Consider the following 14,829-nt stretch of genomic DNA (forward strand, 5'->3'; position numbering starts at 1 on the left):
CGCAAAACTGCCCGTTCTGCCAAAGTTATGCGCCGCGCCTGCGGCGGGCTCAGGTGGTGAATGCATCTATACAGCTAGGAGGTTGTGTAGATGTTAGGCGATAGAAAGCTACGTGAGCGGTATGTGCAGGCGTATCTGCATGATGCGCGTCCGATGTCGGTGATCCTTAAGGAGTTGGGGGGCTCGAAGGCTACGGCGAAGGTGTGGCGCCAGGCTGAGGGCCTTAGCCGTGGCAAGCGCCGTCGGAGCCTGAATGAGGATAAGTACAAAGATCAATACCAAAAGATCATTGCTATTGTAGAAAGCGGTCGGTCTGCGCATAGTGCACTGAAAGAGACAGGTTTCCCACAGACCGCTTACCGATACCTTGCGCAAGACGGTATCGAACTCGCCAATACCAGTCGCGGTGGAGCCATACAACACGAGCGGGATCGCATTGCCCAAGCTTTGAAACTTGTGGATGCTGGCAAAAGCTATAAACAGGCCGGCCAGGTTGTTGATCGCTGCACTGCCACGGTGAAAACGTGGCACCATAATCGCATGTATGGGCGTTGGGTACTCAATGATCATCCCACTGAATCCGAATCGAAGGTAGGACGCGGAAAGCGTCTTATCCGCCATGACCGAATAGCGATAGCCTATCTGCTTGATCAGGGTCTTACTCACCGTGAGATTGCAGCCCACCTTGGCCGGAATCAGTCGACGATTAGCAGGGAAATCGCCCGTGGGATGACTGAGCATGGCTACGATGCCCTCGTGGCGCAAAAGCGGGCTGTAGACCGTTTAGCCAGGCCTAAACCCCGTAAACTCGATACCAACCCGCAGTTGCGGGCCTTTGTCATCGAGGGGTTGAACACGAAGTGGTCACCTTCCCCTTGGCTGCTGAGCCCTGCCCCTAGGAACAAAAATCGGGGCACTTCACTTCTGCTCTGAACCAGTGCGCCCTCTGGGCTAGCATTGGACTGCTATCTACACTTTCCTAGGATAGGCACGAGAATGGGGTTATGTTAATGAGACGCATGATGGCACGGATAGGGTTCACTAGTATTGTCTCCCTATTACTCTCCTCTTGTAGTTTTGATGACCCATTGGCTTCTCATCTCGCGTCCCTAGGACGATCGGGACATGCAACCCCCGTTACTGAGTCCATCACACTGGAGGAACTCTACGGACCAGAATGGACTGAGTTTTCGCTCGTGTGCCCATACACTCCGTATCAAACAGTCAAAGAAACACTTATGGCTGATGATCCCCCTGTTCCAGAACACGGCTTCTCCGATCAAGAAAACTTCCTCTTTCTTAGAGGAAAGGGCGACAGCGAACAATGGGTGAAGTTCTCTCGAAAGGCTCTCGATCTGTGTTCTCCATCAAGTCCGCCTTCTTTAATCATGGAGTCAACGACAGTTGCTCTCAGTTTTTCTCTGGATAATCCGGGTAGTGCTTGGATTCTAACCGGCTTGAACAAGTAGTCATATGGGCTCGCTGCTTGATGTGCATGATTCCGCCACGACTGTCGATAAGTTAATCGAGATGTTTACCGGAAAAATACGCAACATCACCAAAACATTGACCTGGGACCAAGGTGTGGAACTAGCCCAAGTAGACAGGCCGAGCATCGAACGTGGGCTCGCAGTCTACTTCTGCGATCCACACTCACCCCGGCAGCGTCCTACCAACGAAAACACCAACGGGCTAGTCCGAGACTTCCTACCCAAAGGAAGCGACTTTAGTACCCTGACCGATAAGGGCGCTCAACACATTCAAGACCCACTCAACGGGCGCCCCAGAAAAGTCCTCAACTGGTACACACCAGAAGAGAAAATCCAAGAACTATTCAAGTGGTGCATCCACCACTTGAAACCGCCTGCGGCGGGCGGGAAAACTTTGGCAACATTGGCACCTCAGCGACGCCATACTATGCGCCCAACTCAGCCCTCAGCTAAATCCTTGAGTGCTGCCAAGTGACCGTCGAAGGCGATCTTGCCTTGCTCAGTCAAGGCGACCCACACCGAGTCCTTAGCGCGGCTGGTGCCGTATTCGCGGAAGCGAGTCACGTAGCCGGCTTGTTCTAGCGCTCCGAGCTGCTTGGACAGGGAGGCGTCGGAAAGCTCCGTGCGGTCGCGCAACACGGCGAATTTCATCTCACGGTTTACCTCCCCACCCTGCGTGGCCCCGAAGGCATTGAGCGTGGCGCAAATTTTAAAGCGGTTGAGCGGGTGGATTATCGGATCGAGCTCACTCATCGCGGCATCCTATTCAGCGCACCGGTGTGCAACGTCCAAAAGACCGACAAACTGCACAGCACACCTGCGATGCACGAGGCAATAACGTGCCCTTCAACAAAGGGATTGAACAGTGCCGGCAGCATCATAAACCCCAATCCTGCGTAGAAGCGCCAGGTCACATTCCTGGAGGCGTGCGGATCAACCTTCTGACGCATCGAATCCCGCACCCCCGTGCGGTAAAAGAAGGCAAGACTCACCAAGAGCCCGAGTACAAGAAGCAGTCCACCAACAAGAACGAGAGGATGGACGTCATCCTTGATCCACATGTAGGCAAACCACGCGCCGTAAGCAGCCGATGCGAGCAAACTCAGCCAGATAGGCGGCCGCTTCGCCGCGGCTAGCTGTTGTTGCTCCTCAAATGCGAGTGCTTCTCGAACATCCTGATCGGACAAAACTAAAGCTCCCCTCCTGCGGCACCAAAGTCATTGTTTTCCATTACGGAAACCAACTTACTTTACGCAATGGCAAACAACAACAGTTGGTGTATAACTGCAGGCTGGGAGCTTAAGTAGGCGCTAAAACTCTTAGCTCAACGGGTTGACGCCAGCTCCAAACCACCAGATGGCCACGAGCGCGGCAACGCCAATGACGACAAAGACCCACGAGGTTGCCAGTGGGCGACGGGTCCAGGAGCGATTGAAGTCAAGGGAGATGAATCCCGGACCGGTGAACTGCAGGGCCACAGCGATAACAAAGAGCACCAGACCCAGCCAGACGCTCTCATTCCAGGCAAAGACATCCAACCCAGCACCGGAGGCATTGAGGCCGTGGATAGCAGAAAACCCAGTAACAATGAGGCCGAACATGGCCGCCAGCGGTGTAACTAGACCCAGAAGCAGGAAGGCGCCGGCAATGAGCTGGACGGTGGGCACGCCGATGGCCAAGGCCGCCGCCATGGTGTACTCACCGAACTCATTCTCCAAGCCTGACAGCCCCTCGTTGCCGCCGAGCTTAAAGAAGGTCGAAGCACCAGCCACGAGCAGGTAAACGCTGAGCGCCAGGCGCACGAAAAGTAGACCAAAGTCAATGGTGCCTCGGCGAGCCGACGAGTGCTTTTCTTCTACAGCCTCCGTCTCGGTTGAGGTGACTGGCTCATCCGCAGGGTCAGCCACGGCAACGGCGCTGGGCTCTTCATCAGCCTCGGCCGCCGGCATGGCAGTCGTCTCCGTATCGGTTCCTGCCGTCGCCTCCGCGCGTGGGAAAGCAGTAGTTTCAGTTTCAGCATCTGCGGCAGCGCTATCGAAAGACAAGGAGTCGCGGGAAGCGCTCTCAAAGGTTTCGGTCTTGGCCTCAGGCTCTGCCTCAACGGCGGGCTCTTCGGCCTTCTTAGGCTTGATCACCTGCGGCTCGGCGCGCCCCGGGCGCTGGAAGAGGCTGCTCTTCTTCGGCTTTTCGGCCGCAGCTTCCGCGGGCGCGTTGTCCTTCACGGAGTCTTTGCCCGTGTAGGTCGGGATATCGTCATCAAAGTCGGTGGCTTTATCAGGAGTTTTATCGCTCATACCTCCAACTTAAGGCAGCACAGCACCCTTATGGTGCATCTTTACCGGCGCGGCGCGAAGCTAAAACCGCATGGCCAGCGTTTAAGACGTCTTCGGTGAGATCAGCAAGCAACTCCGACTCCAGCCGCCAGCGCTGCCAGTAGAGGTCGATGTCGAGCGGGAAGTCGTCGAGAAGCACTAGCTCCCCGGACTCCAGCAATGGCTGGGCCTGCAGGCGCGGCACCAAGCCCCAGCCCAGGCCGTAGCGCACAGCTTCGACATAACTCTCCGAGGAGGGAATCTGAGATACCCGTGCGCGCAGGACGTGGGAGTCGATGAAGCGCTCACGCATGGCGTCATCCAACGTGGCGTCGTTCGGCCCGAAACCCACGATGGGCAGCGTCTCCCAGTCCTCGAAGGTCTCCGCCAGCTCCGGCGCGGCGACGGCAAAATAGCGCATGGTGCCGAGGTATGTGGATTCGCAGCCAGAGACTGGCGTTTGCTCGCGAGTCACAGCTCCCAGAACGTCGCCGCGGCGCAGCATTGCGAGCGTGCGGGCCTCATCCTCGATGCGGATACGCAGCGCCGCCGCACCGCGCTCGGCAGTGCGCTGGATTACAGGACGAAACCACGTGGCCAGGGAATCCGAGTTGATGGCAACGGTCAGTGGCACGCGGGACAACCGCTCGGTAAGCCGCGCATCCGCTTCCGCCTGGACCAGCGCCATGCGTCGTGCGGCTTGGGCGACGATCTCCCCCGCCTCAGTCACGGTGACAGGGGTCCCGCGGCGCAGGAGTATGCGGCCCGTCGACACCTCCAGTGCCTTGATGCGCTGGCTCACGGCCGAGGGAGTGATTCCCAACACAGCCGCGGCACCCTCGAAGGAACCTTCATCGATGATGGCCAGCAGTGTTTCGGTATGCAGCGGGTTCATGAAGCAATATTAAACCAGATGTAGAACATTTAACTGGACTTCATATGTCGATATACGCACACTAGAAGCCATGTCAGTATTGCTCGCAGGATTTGCGCTGGGCCTGTCCCTCATCATCGCTATCGGACCGCAGAATGCCTACATCATCAAGATGGGTATTAAACGCGACCATGTCGGCCCCATCCTGTTGGCATGCTTGCTTTCCGACGTCATCCTGATCACCGGCGGCACCGCCGGCGTCGGCGTCCTTGTGGAGCGCTTCCCCACCGCGCTCGTCGTGGTGAAGTACCTCGGCGCGGCCTACCTCATCTACTTCGGCTTCACGTGTTTCCGCGATGCCTTCAAGAAGGAACAGGAAGCACTGGTAATTGAGGAAACTGCACCGGTGGCCCAAGTTGTTGATGAGAATTCGGGTTCCTCTGGGACACCGGGGAACTCAGTACTTACGAAGATCCGCCCCCGCGTGCGCTCAAAATCCTGGGTCAAGCCCGTCCTCGGTGCGTTGGCGCTGACGTGGCTTAACCCCCTGGCCTACGTCGACGCGCTAGTCATGCTGGGCTCCATTGCAAACCAATATGGCGACCAGCGCTGGGTGTTCGCGGCAGGCGCCATCATGGCCAGCGCAGTGTGGTTCCCCTCCCTAGGCTTTGGCGCCTACAAGCTCTCCCACGTGCTGGCCAAGCCGACGACGTGGCGCGTAGTCAACATCGTCATCGGCTGCGTCATGATTGCACTAACGGCGAAGCTGTTGCTCCACTAATTTTTCTGTGAGTCCTCGGGGAGTTCTTCATCCTCGGCGGGATCTCCCACCGCGCCGGTTTCTTCCACCCAGGCCTTGATCTCTTCGTCGCTGCGGTCCTGCTCCACGGCGTCGCGCTCGGTGTAGTAGGAGTGATCGTTGCGGTTTTCCTCCCACTCTTCCTTGTCGAAGTCGAGCTCCTCGTCCGAATCCAGCTCATCGACCACATCGGAGACGAGATCCTCAAAAAGGGCTTCATCGTCCATGTTGGAATCAGCGATCTGCTGACCAATCTCATCGTCGTAACGCGCTGCGTCATATTCCGAATCGGGATGCAGCTTCAGGTGAAGCAGGGCGCGGATGCGCTCGCGGCGCAAGCCTTCATCCTTGATCTTGCCCAAGGAGCGCAGCCATCCAACCACCAGGATGACGACGAGGACGATGCCCATGTAGCCCAGAACCGGGTACACATACTGCATGAGCGCCTTGAAGCCGGCGAAGGAAACCGCGAAACCTGCAAGGCAGCCGGCGATAAAGATGATGCGGTACTTGGACTCGTTGCCGGAGGACAAACGCTTACCCAGCGCATAGAACATGCCGATGGCCGTATTAAAGATCATCAGGTAGATGATGACTGCCATGATGACGCCAAGGACTGGGTGAACGTTGTCCACCAGGGTCAGCATCGGAATATCTGAATCGCCCACATTCTCCGCGTTCATCAGCAAGGAGAAACCAGCAATGGCCATGAGCACCGCGTAGACCGCGCCGCCTACAATGCCACCGACACCAGCCTCACGCGGGCTGATGTTATCGCCACCGATCACCAAGGACATCGATACAGCCAGAATGAGGGCGAGGCCGTTGTAGTTCAGCGCGGATACGAGCCAGAACGGAATCGGGGACTCGATCGCTTCAGAGGCACTAATGGCCGCATCAACGTTCTCTGGCATGTGCAGCAGCGTGTAGGTGCCTACAAAGAGAACGGCGATAATGATGGTCGGCGTGAGAAGACCAATAACCTGTGACACCTTATCCACATCAAACATGCCTGTGATGAGAACAAGCACGAGCATGAGCAGCGAGCCTACCCAAGCCGGCCAGCCGAACTGCTGTTGCATGTTGGAACCGGCACCCGCCAGCATGACGAAGCCCACCGCAAATAGCGTGAGGATTACCGCGACATCCAGAATGCGCGAAATGATCGGGTGGGTGATGTTCCTGAACACCTGGTTGTGCTCGCTGGCGTGGAAGTAGCTTCCCAGTTGGAGGAAGACTGTACCGGCAAGGGTCATGACCAAACCGGCAACCAGGATTCCCCACATGCCGGGAATACCGAAGGACGTAAAGTACTGGACAACTTCCTGTCCCGTGGCAAAGCCCGCACCCACGAGCAAGCCAATGAAGGACAAAGCGATGCCTACGACGTTTTTATAAGACACGTTTTCCTATCTGTTTTCTAGTTTCTTCTCTTTATGCTTTATGACTAGCGCATAAAAACGCGCCATACCTTTGATGAAGTACGGCGGCACACTACTACCACGGTACTCCATCATGACAGGAAAACATGTGTGCGGCCATGGAGAGCTTGCTCCAATGGCCGCTAAAGCATGAGGCGGCTCACCTCTTAATGCTCGGCAAACGTAGCGGTATCAATGACGAATCGGAACTTCACATCACCCGCAACGACGCGCTCATAGGCGGCATCGACGTCATCGACGCCGACCTTCTCAATGACCGCTCCCAGGCCGTGCTCGGCACAAAAGTCCAGCATTTCCTGGGTTTCGGCGATCCCGCCAATGTTGTTGCCGGTGAGCACCTTGCCGCCGCCTACCAGGCGGTTGAGGCGCAATGGCAGGGCCTCCGGCGGCAGCCCCACGACAGACATGATGCCGCGCGGCTTGAGCATCCGCAGGTAGTCCTCGAGGTTGTACTCGGCGGAAATCGTGGAGAGGATGAAGTCGAACTCCCCGCGGTGGTTTTTGAAAAAGTCCTCTTCTTCGGTGGTGGCGAGCGTACGGTTCGCGCCCAGCTTCGCGGCCTCCTCAGCCTTGCGCGAGGTGCGTGAGATGACAGTGACATCCGCCCCCTTGGCAGCGGCAATCTGTACGCCCATGTGCCCCAAACCGCCGAGGCCCACGACGGCCACCTTCTGCCCTTCCTTGACGTCCCAGCGAGCCAGCGGAGAGTAGGTGGTAATTCCGGCACACAGCAAGGGCGCGGCGACATCGAAGTCAAGGGCATCCGGAATACGCAGGACGAAATCCTGGTTCACCACGACCTTCTCCGCATAACCACCTTGGGTAATCGTTCCGTCGACGTCGGTGGAATTATAGGTGCCCACACCACCATTAAGGCAGTTCTGCTCCATTCCAGCTTGGCACTGCTCGCACTCGCCGCAAGAATTCACCAGGCAGCCCACGCCGACGCGGTCCCCCACCTGGAACTTGGTGACGTCCTCCCCCACGGCGGAAACAACGCCGGCGATCTCATGGCCGACGGTCAGCGGGAAGTGCGCCTCACCCCACTCATTGCGGATGGTGTGGATGTCCGAGTGGCAGATGCCCGCGGCCTTTATGTCGATGACGACGTCATCGGCGCGCGGGTCACGACGCTGGATGGTCACAACCTTAAAAGGTTCGTTTGGGCCTGTCTTTTGGAGTGCTTTAGCAGAAATAGTCATGGCGACCACGGTACCCCGCAGCCGCCTGACCTCGCCTAATGGAAATTTATACCAACTAAGAGAGCTTCTTCGCGATCAGCTTATTGACCTGCCCCGGGTCAGCCTTACCCTGGGTAGCCTTCATGACCGCGCCAACGATGGCGCCGGTGACCTTCTTGTTGCCAGCCTTGTACTTCTCCACGATGTCCGGGTTGGCTGCCAGGGCATCATCAACGGCCTTCTCGATTGCGCCGTCATCGCGCACGACCTCGAGTCCGCGATTGGCGACGACCTCGTCGACATCCCCCTCGCCTTCGAGGACGCCGTCAACCGCCTTGCGAGCAAGCTTGGTGGTCAGCTTGCCTTCCTTGACCAGCTCGACCACGCGCGCGACCTGAGCCGGGGTGATGTCGAGGGCGCTCAGCTCAACGCCGCCCTCATTAGCCTTACCGGTCAGGTAAGAAACCCACCAAGAGCGGGCCTCATCCGGGCTGGTTCCGGCTTCCACGGTTTCGATGATGAGATCCAAGGCGCCGGCGTTGACCAGATCGCGCATCTCCTCGTCCTTGAGGCCCCACTCCTCTTGGATGCGGGCGCGGCGAATCCACGGCATCTCTGGCAGGGTCTGGCGGATTTCCTCAACCCACTCGCGGGAGACAATCACCGGCGGCAGGTCCGGGTCGTTGAAGTATCGGTAGTCCTCGGCGGTCTCCTTCGGACGGCCCTTGGAAGTCGAACCATCCGTTTCCTGGTAGTGGCGAGTTTCCTGGACGATCTCGCCACCGTCGACAAGCACCTGCGCCTGGCGCTGCATCTCAAAGCGCACCGCCTGCTCGACGGAGCGCAGGGAGTTGATGTTCTTGGTTTCGGTGCGGGTGCCGAACTCTTCCTGGCCCACCGGGCGCAGCGACACGTTGGAATCCACGCGCATCGAGCCCTGATCCATGCGGGCATCGGACACGCCCAGTGCCGCGACGAGTTCACGCAGGGCAGAGACATAGGCGCGGGCAACCTCGGGGGCGCGCTCGCCAGCACCAATGATCGGCTTGGTCACGATCTCAATGAGCGGAATGCCCGCGCGGTTGCAATCCACCAGCGAGGAGGTCGCGCCATGGATACGGCCGTCGGCACCGCCCAAGTGGGTGAGCTTTCCGGTGTCTTCTTCCATGTGGGCACGCTCAATTTCTACGCGCCACTCGGTGCCGTCATCGAGGACGACGTCAAGGTAGCCGTCGTATGCAATCGGCTCATCATACTGAGAGATCTGATAGTTCTTCGGCTGGTCCGGGTAGAAGTAGTTCTTGCGGGCAAAGCGCGACGATTCCGCAATCTTGCAGTTCAGCGCCAGACCGATCTTGATGGCGCCTTCCACGCCCTTAGAATTCACTACCGGCAATGCTCCGGGCAGACCCAGCGAAACCGGGTCCACGTTGGAGTTGGGGGCTGCGTTGAAGTTCGTGGGCGAGGTGGAGAACATCTTGGTTTCCGTATTGAGCTCCACGTGAACTTCCATGCCCATTACGGGTTCGAACTTTTCCAGGACCTCGTCGTAGTCCATCAGGTCATACATCGCAGCAGTCATGCGTGCCATCTTAGTATGTTAACGCGTCACCGTGCGCAACCGCCTAACCCAACAAGGTGATGCCGTGCGTAATAAGAATTTTGGCGATCATCGCTGCCGGATACACCATGGCATAGCCCAAGGACACACGCTGATCAGTGCTCGTCCGATTATTCACAAAAGCGAGAACTGCCGGTTGAGTCTGAGCTCCGGCCATAGCACCCGCCGTCTTTGTAGCGCCGACGCGCAGGAATCGGCGCATCACAAAGGCAAACCCGAATGCGACCAGCGTTGTGATGATGATGCCAAGGAGAAGAATCTTCCACCACGCGCCGCCTGTAAAGGCACCGGCGATCTCCCCGCCCGCATTCGTTCCGGCTTGGGCCAAGAAGAGCAACAGTCCGAGCTCGGAAAGAATCGTGTTGGCTGAGTGCGGCAATGCGGTCACTGTATTGCCGATTCGCCCAATCCGCGCCATGACCAACGCGACGATGAGAACGCCGGCGGCAGCACCGAGGTTGAAGGAAGATCCGCCCGGAAGCGGGATATCGATATGCCCTACAAAGATGCCAAGGGCCAAGCCGAGGCCGAGGGATACGGGGTTGATATCGGTTAGGCCTTGCGAAGAATCCCCAAGAAAGTTTGAGATCTCGCGCAGCGACTTCTTTGAGCCCACGACGCGCACGCGATCTCCCAGCTCCACGATGTGTTCGGGGATAGCAACCTGATCGTTGTCCGCACGGCGAACGCGCGAAATGCGCGCGCCCCACCGGTCAGACAGCTGGTTGTTCAGCTCCGCAATAGTCAGGCCAGCCAAGCTGTGCTCGGAGATAGTAATGCGACGAAAGTCTAGCTCGTGGCGGTCATCGTTGAGGATCTGCGGGGATTCACGGCCAGCGCGCTCAATGATATTGTCCAGATCTTCCGGGGCACCGACGAGCGTGACCACATCACCTGGGTGCAACACATCGAAAAACTTCGGCAGGACGATATCATTGCTGCCGACGCGCCGCAGGCGGGTCACTTGCACTTCCCCGTTGCCGATGTCTGCAATCTCTGCCACCGCGATTTCTCTCAGAATCTGCATGTGCTGGCGCGTGACGGGTGACAGGGTGTCGTCGTCATTCCCGGCGTCGCGAAGCACGAGCACCGTGGCCGCGAGCATGCCGATGACGCCGAATAAGTAAGACACCGCGTAGCCCACGGTTGCTGCGCCGGGATCACCCGTAGCTTCCGACGCCGCCGCCAACGCGGGGGTATTCGTCACAGCGCCGGCAAAAGTACCCGCGATGGTGGCATTCGATAGCCCAAAAACATAAGTGCCCAACCCCCACGCGGCAAGCGCCGCGACGATGAAGACTCCAATCATCGACAGCACTGGGCCCGTCGCGGTTTTCAGCGACTTAAAGAAGGACACCCCAGAATTATTGCCAATGCCAAAGGCAAAGAGCACCAACCCGAGCATTCCCAGAATGGGAGGTACGGAGGCCTCCACACCAACGGCGGAGGCGGCGGCCGAAAAAGCAATACCAAGGAAGAGAACGGCGGCCGCCCCTAAGCTAATTCCCCGGGTTTTGATGCCGCCGAGCGCCATGCCGATGCCAATCAGCAAAAACACCAACAGGACCGGCTGCTCAGCAAGGAAAGCTAATACGCTTGTCATCGAAACCTTTATTAACTATGGGCGGCCTTGTCGCGGCGTTTAACCGAAGAGGGCTTGCGCGTTGGCATAGCGCTTTGCCGGAACCACCTTCAGCTTGCCCACGGCATCCTCGAGCGGGACGAGGTCGATGTTTTCACCGTGGAGGGCGACGCACATTCCGGACTGACCATTGTGCGCGGCACGGGCGGCGTGGGTGCCGTAACGGGTTGCCAGGACGCGGTCATACGCCGTCGGCGTGCCGCCGCGCTGGATGTGGCCGAGGACCGTCGTGCGCACGTCGTAACCGGTGCGCTTCTTGATCTCATCACCGATGACCTGGCCAATTCCGTTGAAGGTCTGGTGACCAAACTGATCGACACCGCCCGCTTCGAAGTCCATGGTGCCTTCCTTGGGAAGTGCGCCTTCGGCGACGCAGATGATGCCATACTTCTCACCCATCTGGAAGCGGCGTTCCATCGCCTTGGTGATATCTGCGATATCGAATGGGACCTCGGGGATCACCGTGTAGTGCGCGCCGCCGGCCATGCCTGCATGCAGCGCAATCCACCCAACGTGGCGGCCCATGACCTCCACGATGAGGATGCGGTTGTGGGACTCAGCAGTGGTGTGAAGGCGGTCAATCGCATCGGTGGCCACGGACACGGCCGTGTCGAAACCGAAGGTGTAGTCCGTTGCATTGACGTCGTTATCGATGGTCTTTGGAACGCCGACAACTGGGATACCGTTGTCAGAAAGCCACTTAGCACCCTTGAGAGTTCCCTCGCCGCCAATGGCGACGAGCGCATCAACCTCAGCATCGGCCATATTGGCCTTGATGGTGTCCAGCCCAGCCTTGAACTTATCAGGGTGGAGGCGGCCAGTACCAAGGATGGTTCCGCCGCGAAGGAGGATGCGGTCAATTTCAGCGTCGTCATAAAGGTCACGGCGTCGGTCTTCCATCAGACCAACCCAGCCGTCCTCGTAGCCGACGACCGTATCGCCGAACTCGTTGGATGCGGTGCGAACGACCGCGCGGATAACAGCATTCAGACCGGGGCAATCACCACCGGATGTCAGTACAGCAAGACGCATGACATCCAATCTACTCGCTTCCCTATTGGCTCGCAGTCTCCACACCAGCGTGCAGGGTATCCCGGAAGAAGAGCGAAGCAATACACCCGACGAAAAGGATCGCAGCGATAGCGACCAGCGAGTCCGCCGCGCCGGCGACCTGCATGACTGCTGATACACCGGCCACACCAATCACCGAGCCCACCTGTCGCGATGTGTTATAGACACCGGAAGCAGCTCCCATGAAATGTGCATCAATATCGCGCATCGTCGTCGCGGCATTGGATCCCCAAATAAAGGACTGTCCCGCCCCCAAGGCCGCACATGGCAGGCTCAGCCACCACCCCGAAACACCCGCGTGCATGAGGAACCACAGCACGGCGAAAGTGGCAATCAACATGCCGAAGCCCGTGAGCGCTAATAGTCGTGGATGCAGCCTATCTGCCAAAATCCCCGCTAGTGGTGACACGCACAAAGAAACCAGAGCCATCGGCGTGACGATCATTCCGGCATCTCCCGCCGATAAACCCTGCTCGACCTGCAACCACATCATGATCGGAATCATCATCGACGCAGCCATAAAGCCCATGGACACGATGGCCACCGTGCCCACGGAGTAGTTACGGTCCTTAAACAACCCAAGCGGAACGAGCGCTGCCGCCCCACGGGATGATTGCAGGCGCACGAAGATAGCCATGCCGACAATTCCGGCGACGAGGAGGGCCCAAATCCACCACGGCCAGCCAGTCTCTGGCCCTTGTTGCACCGCAAAGACGAAGCAGGTCAACGAGACAAACGACGCCCCTACCGACACGAAATCAATCCTTCCGGTCGCCGTCGGCAAGGAAGGCACCCACAGGCCGGAAAGAACAATCGCTGCAATGACAATGGGAATGTGGATCCAAAAGACCGCCTGCCACCCAAACGCGGCTACAACGAAGCCTCCCACTAGCGGTCCAGCAAGAGTGGCCAGCGAACCCACCACGCCCCAGGCACCCAACGCACGGCCGCGCCGCTCACGAGGGAAAACACGGTTGAGCACCGCCATGGTCTGCGGCATCTGAATGGAGGCACCTAGGCCTTGTAGCGACCGTGCGGCGATGAGAAACTCTACGGATGGCGCCAGCGCACAAAGCAGTGCACCAAGGCCAAAGAGTCCGTTGCCGAGCTGAAACATTCGCTTCTGCCCGTAGATATCCCCTAGCCTTCCAGTAAACAGGAGAGGCACAACCACGGCGAGCAAATAGATGGCCGAGACCCACAGCACCTGATTGACGTCGGCGTTGAACTCACGACGGACGTCGGGAAGCGCAACTGCAATCATTGATTGATCCAGCAACGACATAAAGAAGCCGAGTGACAGCGCCGCCATGGCGAGCCAAGCTTGCTTTTCTGAAGTGTACGTTGCTGCGTGATTCATGGAGGGAAGTCTAGCCACCGTCCATGCAGGCGGCCTAAACTGAAGCGCATGGGAATGATTGACATTAAGAAACCACAGGACGTATCGACGGCCGCGACCGTCTCTCTGGGTCTCATTGGCGGTTGGCTCACAGCTCGGGAAACTGGAATCCGCCCGCTAGGCGGCGTTGTACTCGCCGCCGCTGGCGTCTGGGCCGGACGCAGCTGGTGGGCTAAGACGAACCCAGCCACTACGGCTGGCCTTGCTGCTCTATACACCGGCGCGTTTGGCCTCTCGCACCCGCTGGCTAAGAAGATTGGCTCCTGGCCGGCAGTCCTGGCCGTCACCGCCGCAAGCGCTGGTGCTGCCTACGCGCTTTCCGACGCCCAGTAGATCCCCACGCCCCACGTGCCGCCAACAACGCACGTGGGGTTTTGATTGTTTTCTCACCTTACCCCTACTGCACCCTATCGAACCTCCTAGCTAACAGGGTGCCACTACCCCCGTTTATAGTAGCGACTTGACGTGAATTCACTACTGGCTATGGCTATGTGCGGTGAGGGTCGGTAGAATCATTGTTAGAACATTTCTTCTAACTCATTTTTCTCGGGGGAGACATTCATGACTACCACCGCCACGCACCCTTCAACCTCCTCTTCTTTCTTCTTCTCAACAACGAATCCGAATAATCCACACGCTATAGCCCGCGCGGCAGCCCGCCGCGCTATCTACAACACCTGGGTTGGTGCTATGCCCAGCCTGCAGGCTGATATCAACACCACCGCTTTAAGCTTGGTGGCTGCCTGGTCACTGCCGGAAGGCCACATCAAAGCAGGTCTGCGTGCTATCCACCGGCTTGATAGCCTGCCGAAAGTCAAAGCCATACAAGACACCTTGTGCCTGCTGGACATTGAGTCCTTGATTGCTATTGACCAACCCATGTCAGCCCTGACGGCCCTGACGGATGAAACCCTGGATTTTATCGACACCATCCTGGCTGACTTCTTCACCCCTTCGAAACCCAATCAGGCTTTTCCTACACGTAGCCAAATCAGGCG

At 58.2% G+C, this 14,829-nt stretch carries 16 protein-coding genes and 1 pseudogene; 6 read left to right on the plus strand and 11 right to left on the minus strand.

Going from position 1 to position 14,829, the window contains the following annotated elements; all coding sequences use genetic code 11:
• Positions 1 to 108: 108 nt before the first annotated feature.
• Positions 109 to 741 carry a hypothetical protein gene (locus HMPREF2808_RS13640; protein WP_070622895.1) on the minus strand — a complete coding sequence of 211 codons (633 nt, stop codon included), beginning with the start codon at positions 739 to 741 and terminating at the stop codon, positions 109 to 111.
• Between HMPREF2808_RS13640 and HMPREF2808_RS13925 the strand changes: the two genes are divergently transcribed.
• From HMPREF2808_RS13925 to HMPREF2808_RS13240, 3 genes are all read left to right on the plus strand, one after another.
• Positions 643 to 933 carry a transposase gene (locus tag HMPREF2808_RS13925; RefSeq protein WP_371325869.1) on the plus strand — a complete coding sequence of 97 codons (291 nt, stop codon included), beginning with the start codon at positions 643 to 645 and terminating at the stop codon, positions 931 to 933. The two genes, HMPREF2808_RS13640 and HMPREF2808_RS13925, sit on opposite strands and share 99 nt — an antisense overlap.
• Before the next feature lie 305 nt (positions 934 to 1,238).
• A complete protein-coding gene (locus HMPREF2808_RS13235; RefSeq protein ID WP_141748948.1) occupies positions 1,239 to 1,469 on the plus strand; it encodes a hypothetical protein in 231 nt (76 codons plus the stop codon).
• A gap of 4 nt (positions 1,470 to 1,473) precedes the next feature.
• The gene (locus HMPREF2808_RS13240; RefSeq protein WP_118781216.1) at positions 1,474 to 1,965 is read left to right on the plus strand and encodes an IS30 family transposase; all 492 of its coding nucleotides are present in this window, start codon (positions 1,474 to 1,476) and stop codon (positions 1,963 to 1,965) included.
• Here HMPREF2808_RS13240 and HMPREF2808_RS00160 read toward each other — a convergent pair.
• From HMPREF2808_RS00160 to HMPREF2808_RS00175, 4 genes are all read right to left on the minus strand, one after another.
• On the minus strand, positions 1,929 to 2,243 hold the full coding sequence (locus tag HMPREF2808_RS00160; RefSeq protein ID WP_070564300.1) for a transcriptional regulator: 315 nt from the start codon (positions 2,241 to 2,243) through the stop codon (positions 1,929 to 1,931). The two genes, HMPREF2808_RS13240 and HMPREF2808_RS00160, sit on opposite strands and share 37 nt — an antisense overlap.
• A complete protein-coding gene (locus tag HMPREF2808_RS00165; RefSeq protein WP_070564297.1) occupies positions 2,240 to 2,677 on the minus strand; it encodes a hypothetical protein in 438 nt (145 codons plus the stop codon). Before HMPREF2808_RS00165 ends, HMPREF2808_RS00160 begins: the two co-directional genes overlap by 4 nt.
• A gap of 132 nt (positions 2,678 to 2,809) precedes the next feature.
• Positions 2,810 to 3,784 carry a DoxX family protein gene (locus HMPREF2808_RS00170; RefSeq protein ID WP_070565395.1) on the minus strand — a complete coding sequence of 325 codons (975 nt, stop codon included), beginning with the start codon at positions 3,782 to 3,784 and terminating at the stop codon, positions 2,810 to 2,812.
• Between the two features lie 28 nt (positions 3,785 to 3,812).
• On the minus strand, positions 3,813 to 4,697 hold the full coding sequence (locus HMPREF2808_RS00175) for a LysR family transcriptional regulator ArgP (RefSeq protein WP_070524444.1): 885 nt from the start codon (positions 4,695 to 4,697) through the stop codon (positions 3,813 to 3,815).
• A 70-nt stretch (positions 4,698 to 4,767) separates the two neighbouring features.
• On the opposite strand from HMPREF2808_RS00175, the gene HMPREF2808_RS00180 reads away from it, so the two are divergent.
• Complete coding sequence (locus tag HMPREF2808_RS00180) at positions 4,768 to 5,457, plus strand: LysE/ArgO family amino acid transporter (protein ID WP_070565397.1); 690 nt, start codon at positions 4,768 to 4,770, stop codon at positions 5,455 to 5,457.
• On the opposite strand, the gene HMPREF2808_RS00185 is transcribed toward HMPREF2808_RS00180, so the two are convergent.
• The 6 genes from HMPREF2808_RS00185 to HMPREF2808_RS00210 form a co-directional block, all read right to left on the minus strand.
• Complete coding sequence (locus tag HMPREF2808_RS00185; protein WP_070524447.1) at positions 5,454 to 6,878, minus strand: YkvI family membrane protein; 1,425 nt, start codon at positions 6,876 to 6,878, stop codon at positions 5,454 to 5,456. The two genes, HMPREF2808_RS00180 and HMPREF2808_RS00185, sit on opposite strands and share 4 nt — an antisense overlap.
• A 185-nt stretch (positions 6,879 to 7,063) precedes the next feature.
• The gene (locus HMPREF2808_RS00190; RefSeq protein ID WP_070524448.1) at positions 7,064 to 8,119 is read right to left on the minus strand and encodes an NAD(P)-dependent alcohol dehydrogenase; all 1,056 of its coding nucleotides are present in this window, start codon (positions 8,117 to 8,119) and stop codon (positions 7,064 to 7,066) included.
• A gap of 55 nt (positions 8,120 to 8,174) precedes the next feature.
• Positions 8,175 to 9,689: an Asp-tRNA(Asn)/Glu-tRNA(Gln) amidotransferase subunit GatB gene (gene gatB / locus HMPREF2808_RS00195; protein ID WP_180952118.1), complete on the minus strand. Its 1,515-nt coding sequence runs from the start codon at positions 9,687 to 9,689 to the stop codon at positions 8,175 to 8,177.
• Positions 9,690 to 9,723: 34 nt separating this feature from the next.
• A complete protein-coding gene (locus HMPREF2808_RS00200) occupies positions 9,724 to 11,322 on the minus strand; it encodes an aspartate:alanine exchanger family transporter (RefSeq protein WP_070564279.1) in 1,599 nt (532 codons plus the stop codon).
• Between the two features lie 39 nt (positions 11,323 to 11,361).
• On the minus strand, positions 11,362 to 12,393 hold the full coding sequence (locus tag HMPREF2808_RS00205; RefSeq protein ID WP_070524457.1) for an ATP-dependent 6-phosphofructokinase: 1,032 nt from the start codon (positions 12,391 to 12,393) through the stop codon (positions 11,362 to 11,364).
• Between the two features lie 22 nt (positions 12,394 to 12,415).
• Positions 12,416 to 13,792 (minus strand): MFS transporter, encoded by a 1,377-nt coding sequence (locus tag HMPREF2808_RS00210; RefSeq protein ID WP_070622898.1) that lies wholly within the window; start codon positions 13,790 to 13,792, stop codon positions 12,416 to 12,418.
• A 48-nt stretch (positions 13,793 to 13,840) separates the two neighbouring features.
• Here HMPREF2808_RS00210 and HMPREF2808_RS00215 point away from each other — a divergent pair, with 48 nt between their 5' ends.
• Both HMPREF2808_RS00215 and HMPREF2808_RS00220 read left to right on the plus strand, forming a co-directional pair.
• Entirely contained in the window at positions 13,841 to 14,164 is a 324-nt protein-coding gene (locus HMPREF2808_RS00215; protein ID WP_070524461.1) for a hypothetical protein, read from the plus strand.
• A gap of 228 nt (positions 14,165 to 14,392) precedes the next feature.
• Positions 14,393 to 14,829 (plus strand): annotated as a pseudogene (locus HMPREF2808_RS00220) (HNH endonuclease); the annotation flags it as partial.

Origin of the sequence: Corynebacterium sp. HMSC078A10, from assembly GCF_001811565.1 — a bacterium.
GTDB lineage: Bacteria > Actinomycetota > Actinomycetes > Mycobacteriales > Mycobacteriaceae > Corynebacterium > Corynebacterium hesseae.

Coding starts and splice junctions, on each gene's coding strand:
- HMPREF2808_RS13640 (WP_070622895.1), bottom strand. CDS start 741: ATGCTCAGTCATCCCACGGGCGATTTCCCTGCTAATCGTCGACTGATT.
- HMPREF2808_RS13235 (WP_141748948.1), top strand. CDS start 1,239: ATGGCTGATGATCCCCCTGTTCCAGAACACGGCTTCTCCGATCAAGAA.
- HMPREF2808_RS13240 (WP_118781216.1), top strand. CDS start 1,474: ATGGGCTCGCTGCTTGATGTGCATGATTCCGCCACGACTGTCGATAAG.
- HMPREF2808_RS00160 (WP_070564300.1), bottom strand. CDS start 2,243: ATGAGTGAGCTCGATCCGATAATCCACCCGCTCAACCGCTTTAAAATT.
- HMPREF2808_RS00170 (WP_070565395.1), bottom strand. CDS start 3,784: ATGAGCGATAAAACTCCTGATAAAGCCACCGACTTTGATGACGATATC.
- HMPREF2808_RS00175 (WP_070524444.1), bottom strand. CDS start 4,697: ATGAACCCGCTGCATACCGAAACACTGCTGGCCATCATCGATGAAGGT.
- HMPREF2808_RS00180 (WP_070565397.1), top strand. CDS start 4,768: ATGTCAGTATTGCTCGCAGGATTTGCGCTGGGCCTGTCCCTCATCATC.
- HMPREF2808_RS00190 (WP_070524448.1), bottom strand. CDS start 8,119: ATGACTATTTCTGCTAAAGCACTCCAAAAGACAGGCCCAAACGAACCT.
- gatB (WP_180952118.1), bottom strand. CDS start 9,689: ATGGCACGCATGACTGCTGCGATGTATGACCTGATGGACTACGACGAG.
- HMPREF2808_RS00200 (WP_070564279.1), bottom strand. CDS start 11,322: ATGACAAGCGTATTAGCTTTCCTTGCTGAGCAGCCGGTCCTGTTGGTG.
- HMPREF2808_RS00205 (WP_070524457.1), bottom strand. CDS start 12,393: ATGCGTCTTGCTGTACTGACATCCGGTGGTGATTGCCCCGGTCTGAAT.
- HMPREF2808_RS00210 (WP_070622898.1), bottom strand. CDS start 13,792: ATGAATCACGCAGCAACGTACACTTCAGAAAAGCAAGCTTGGCTCGCC.
- HMPREF2808_RS00215 (WP_070524461.1), top strand. CDS start 13,841: ATGGGAATGATTGACATTAAGAAACCACAGGACGTATCGACGGCCGCG.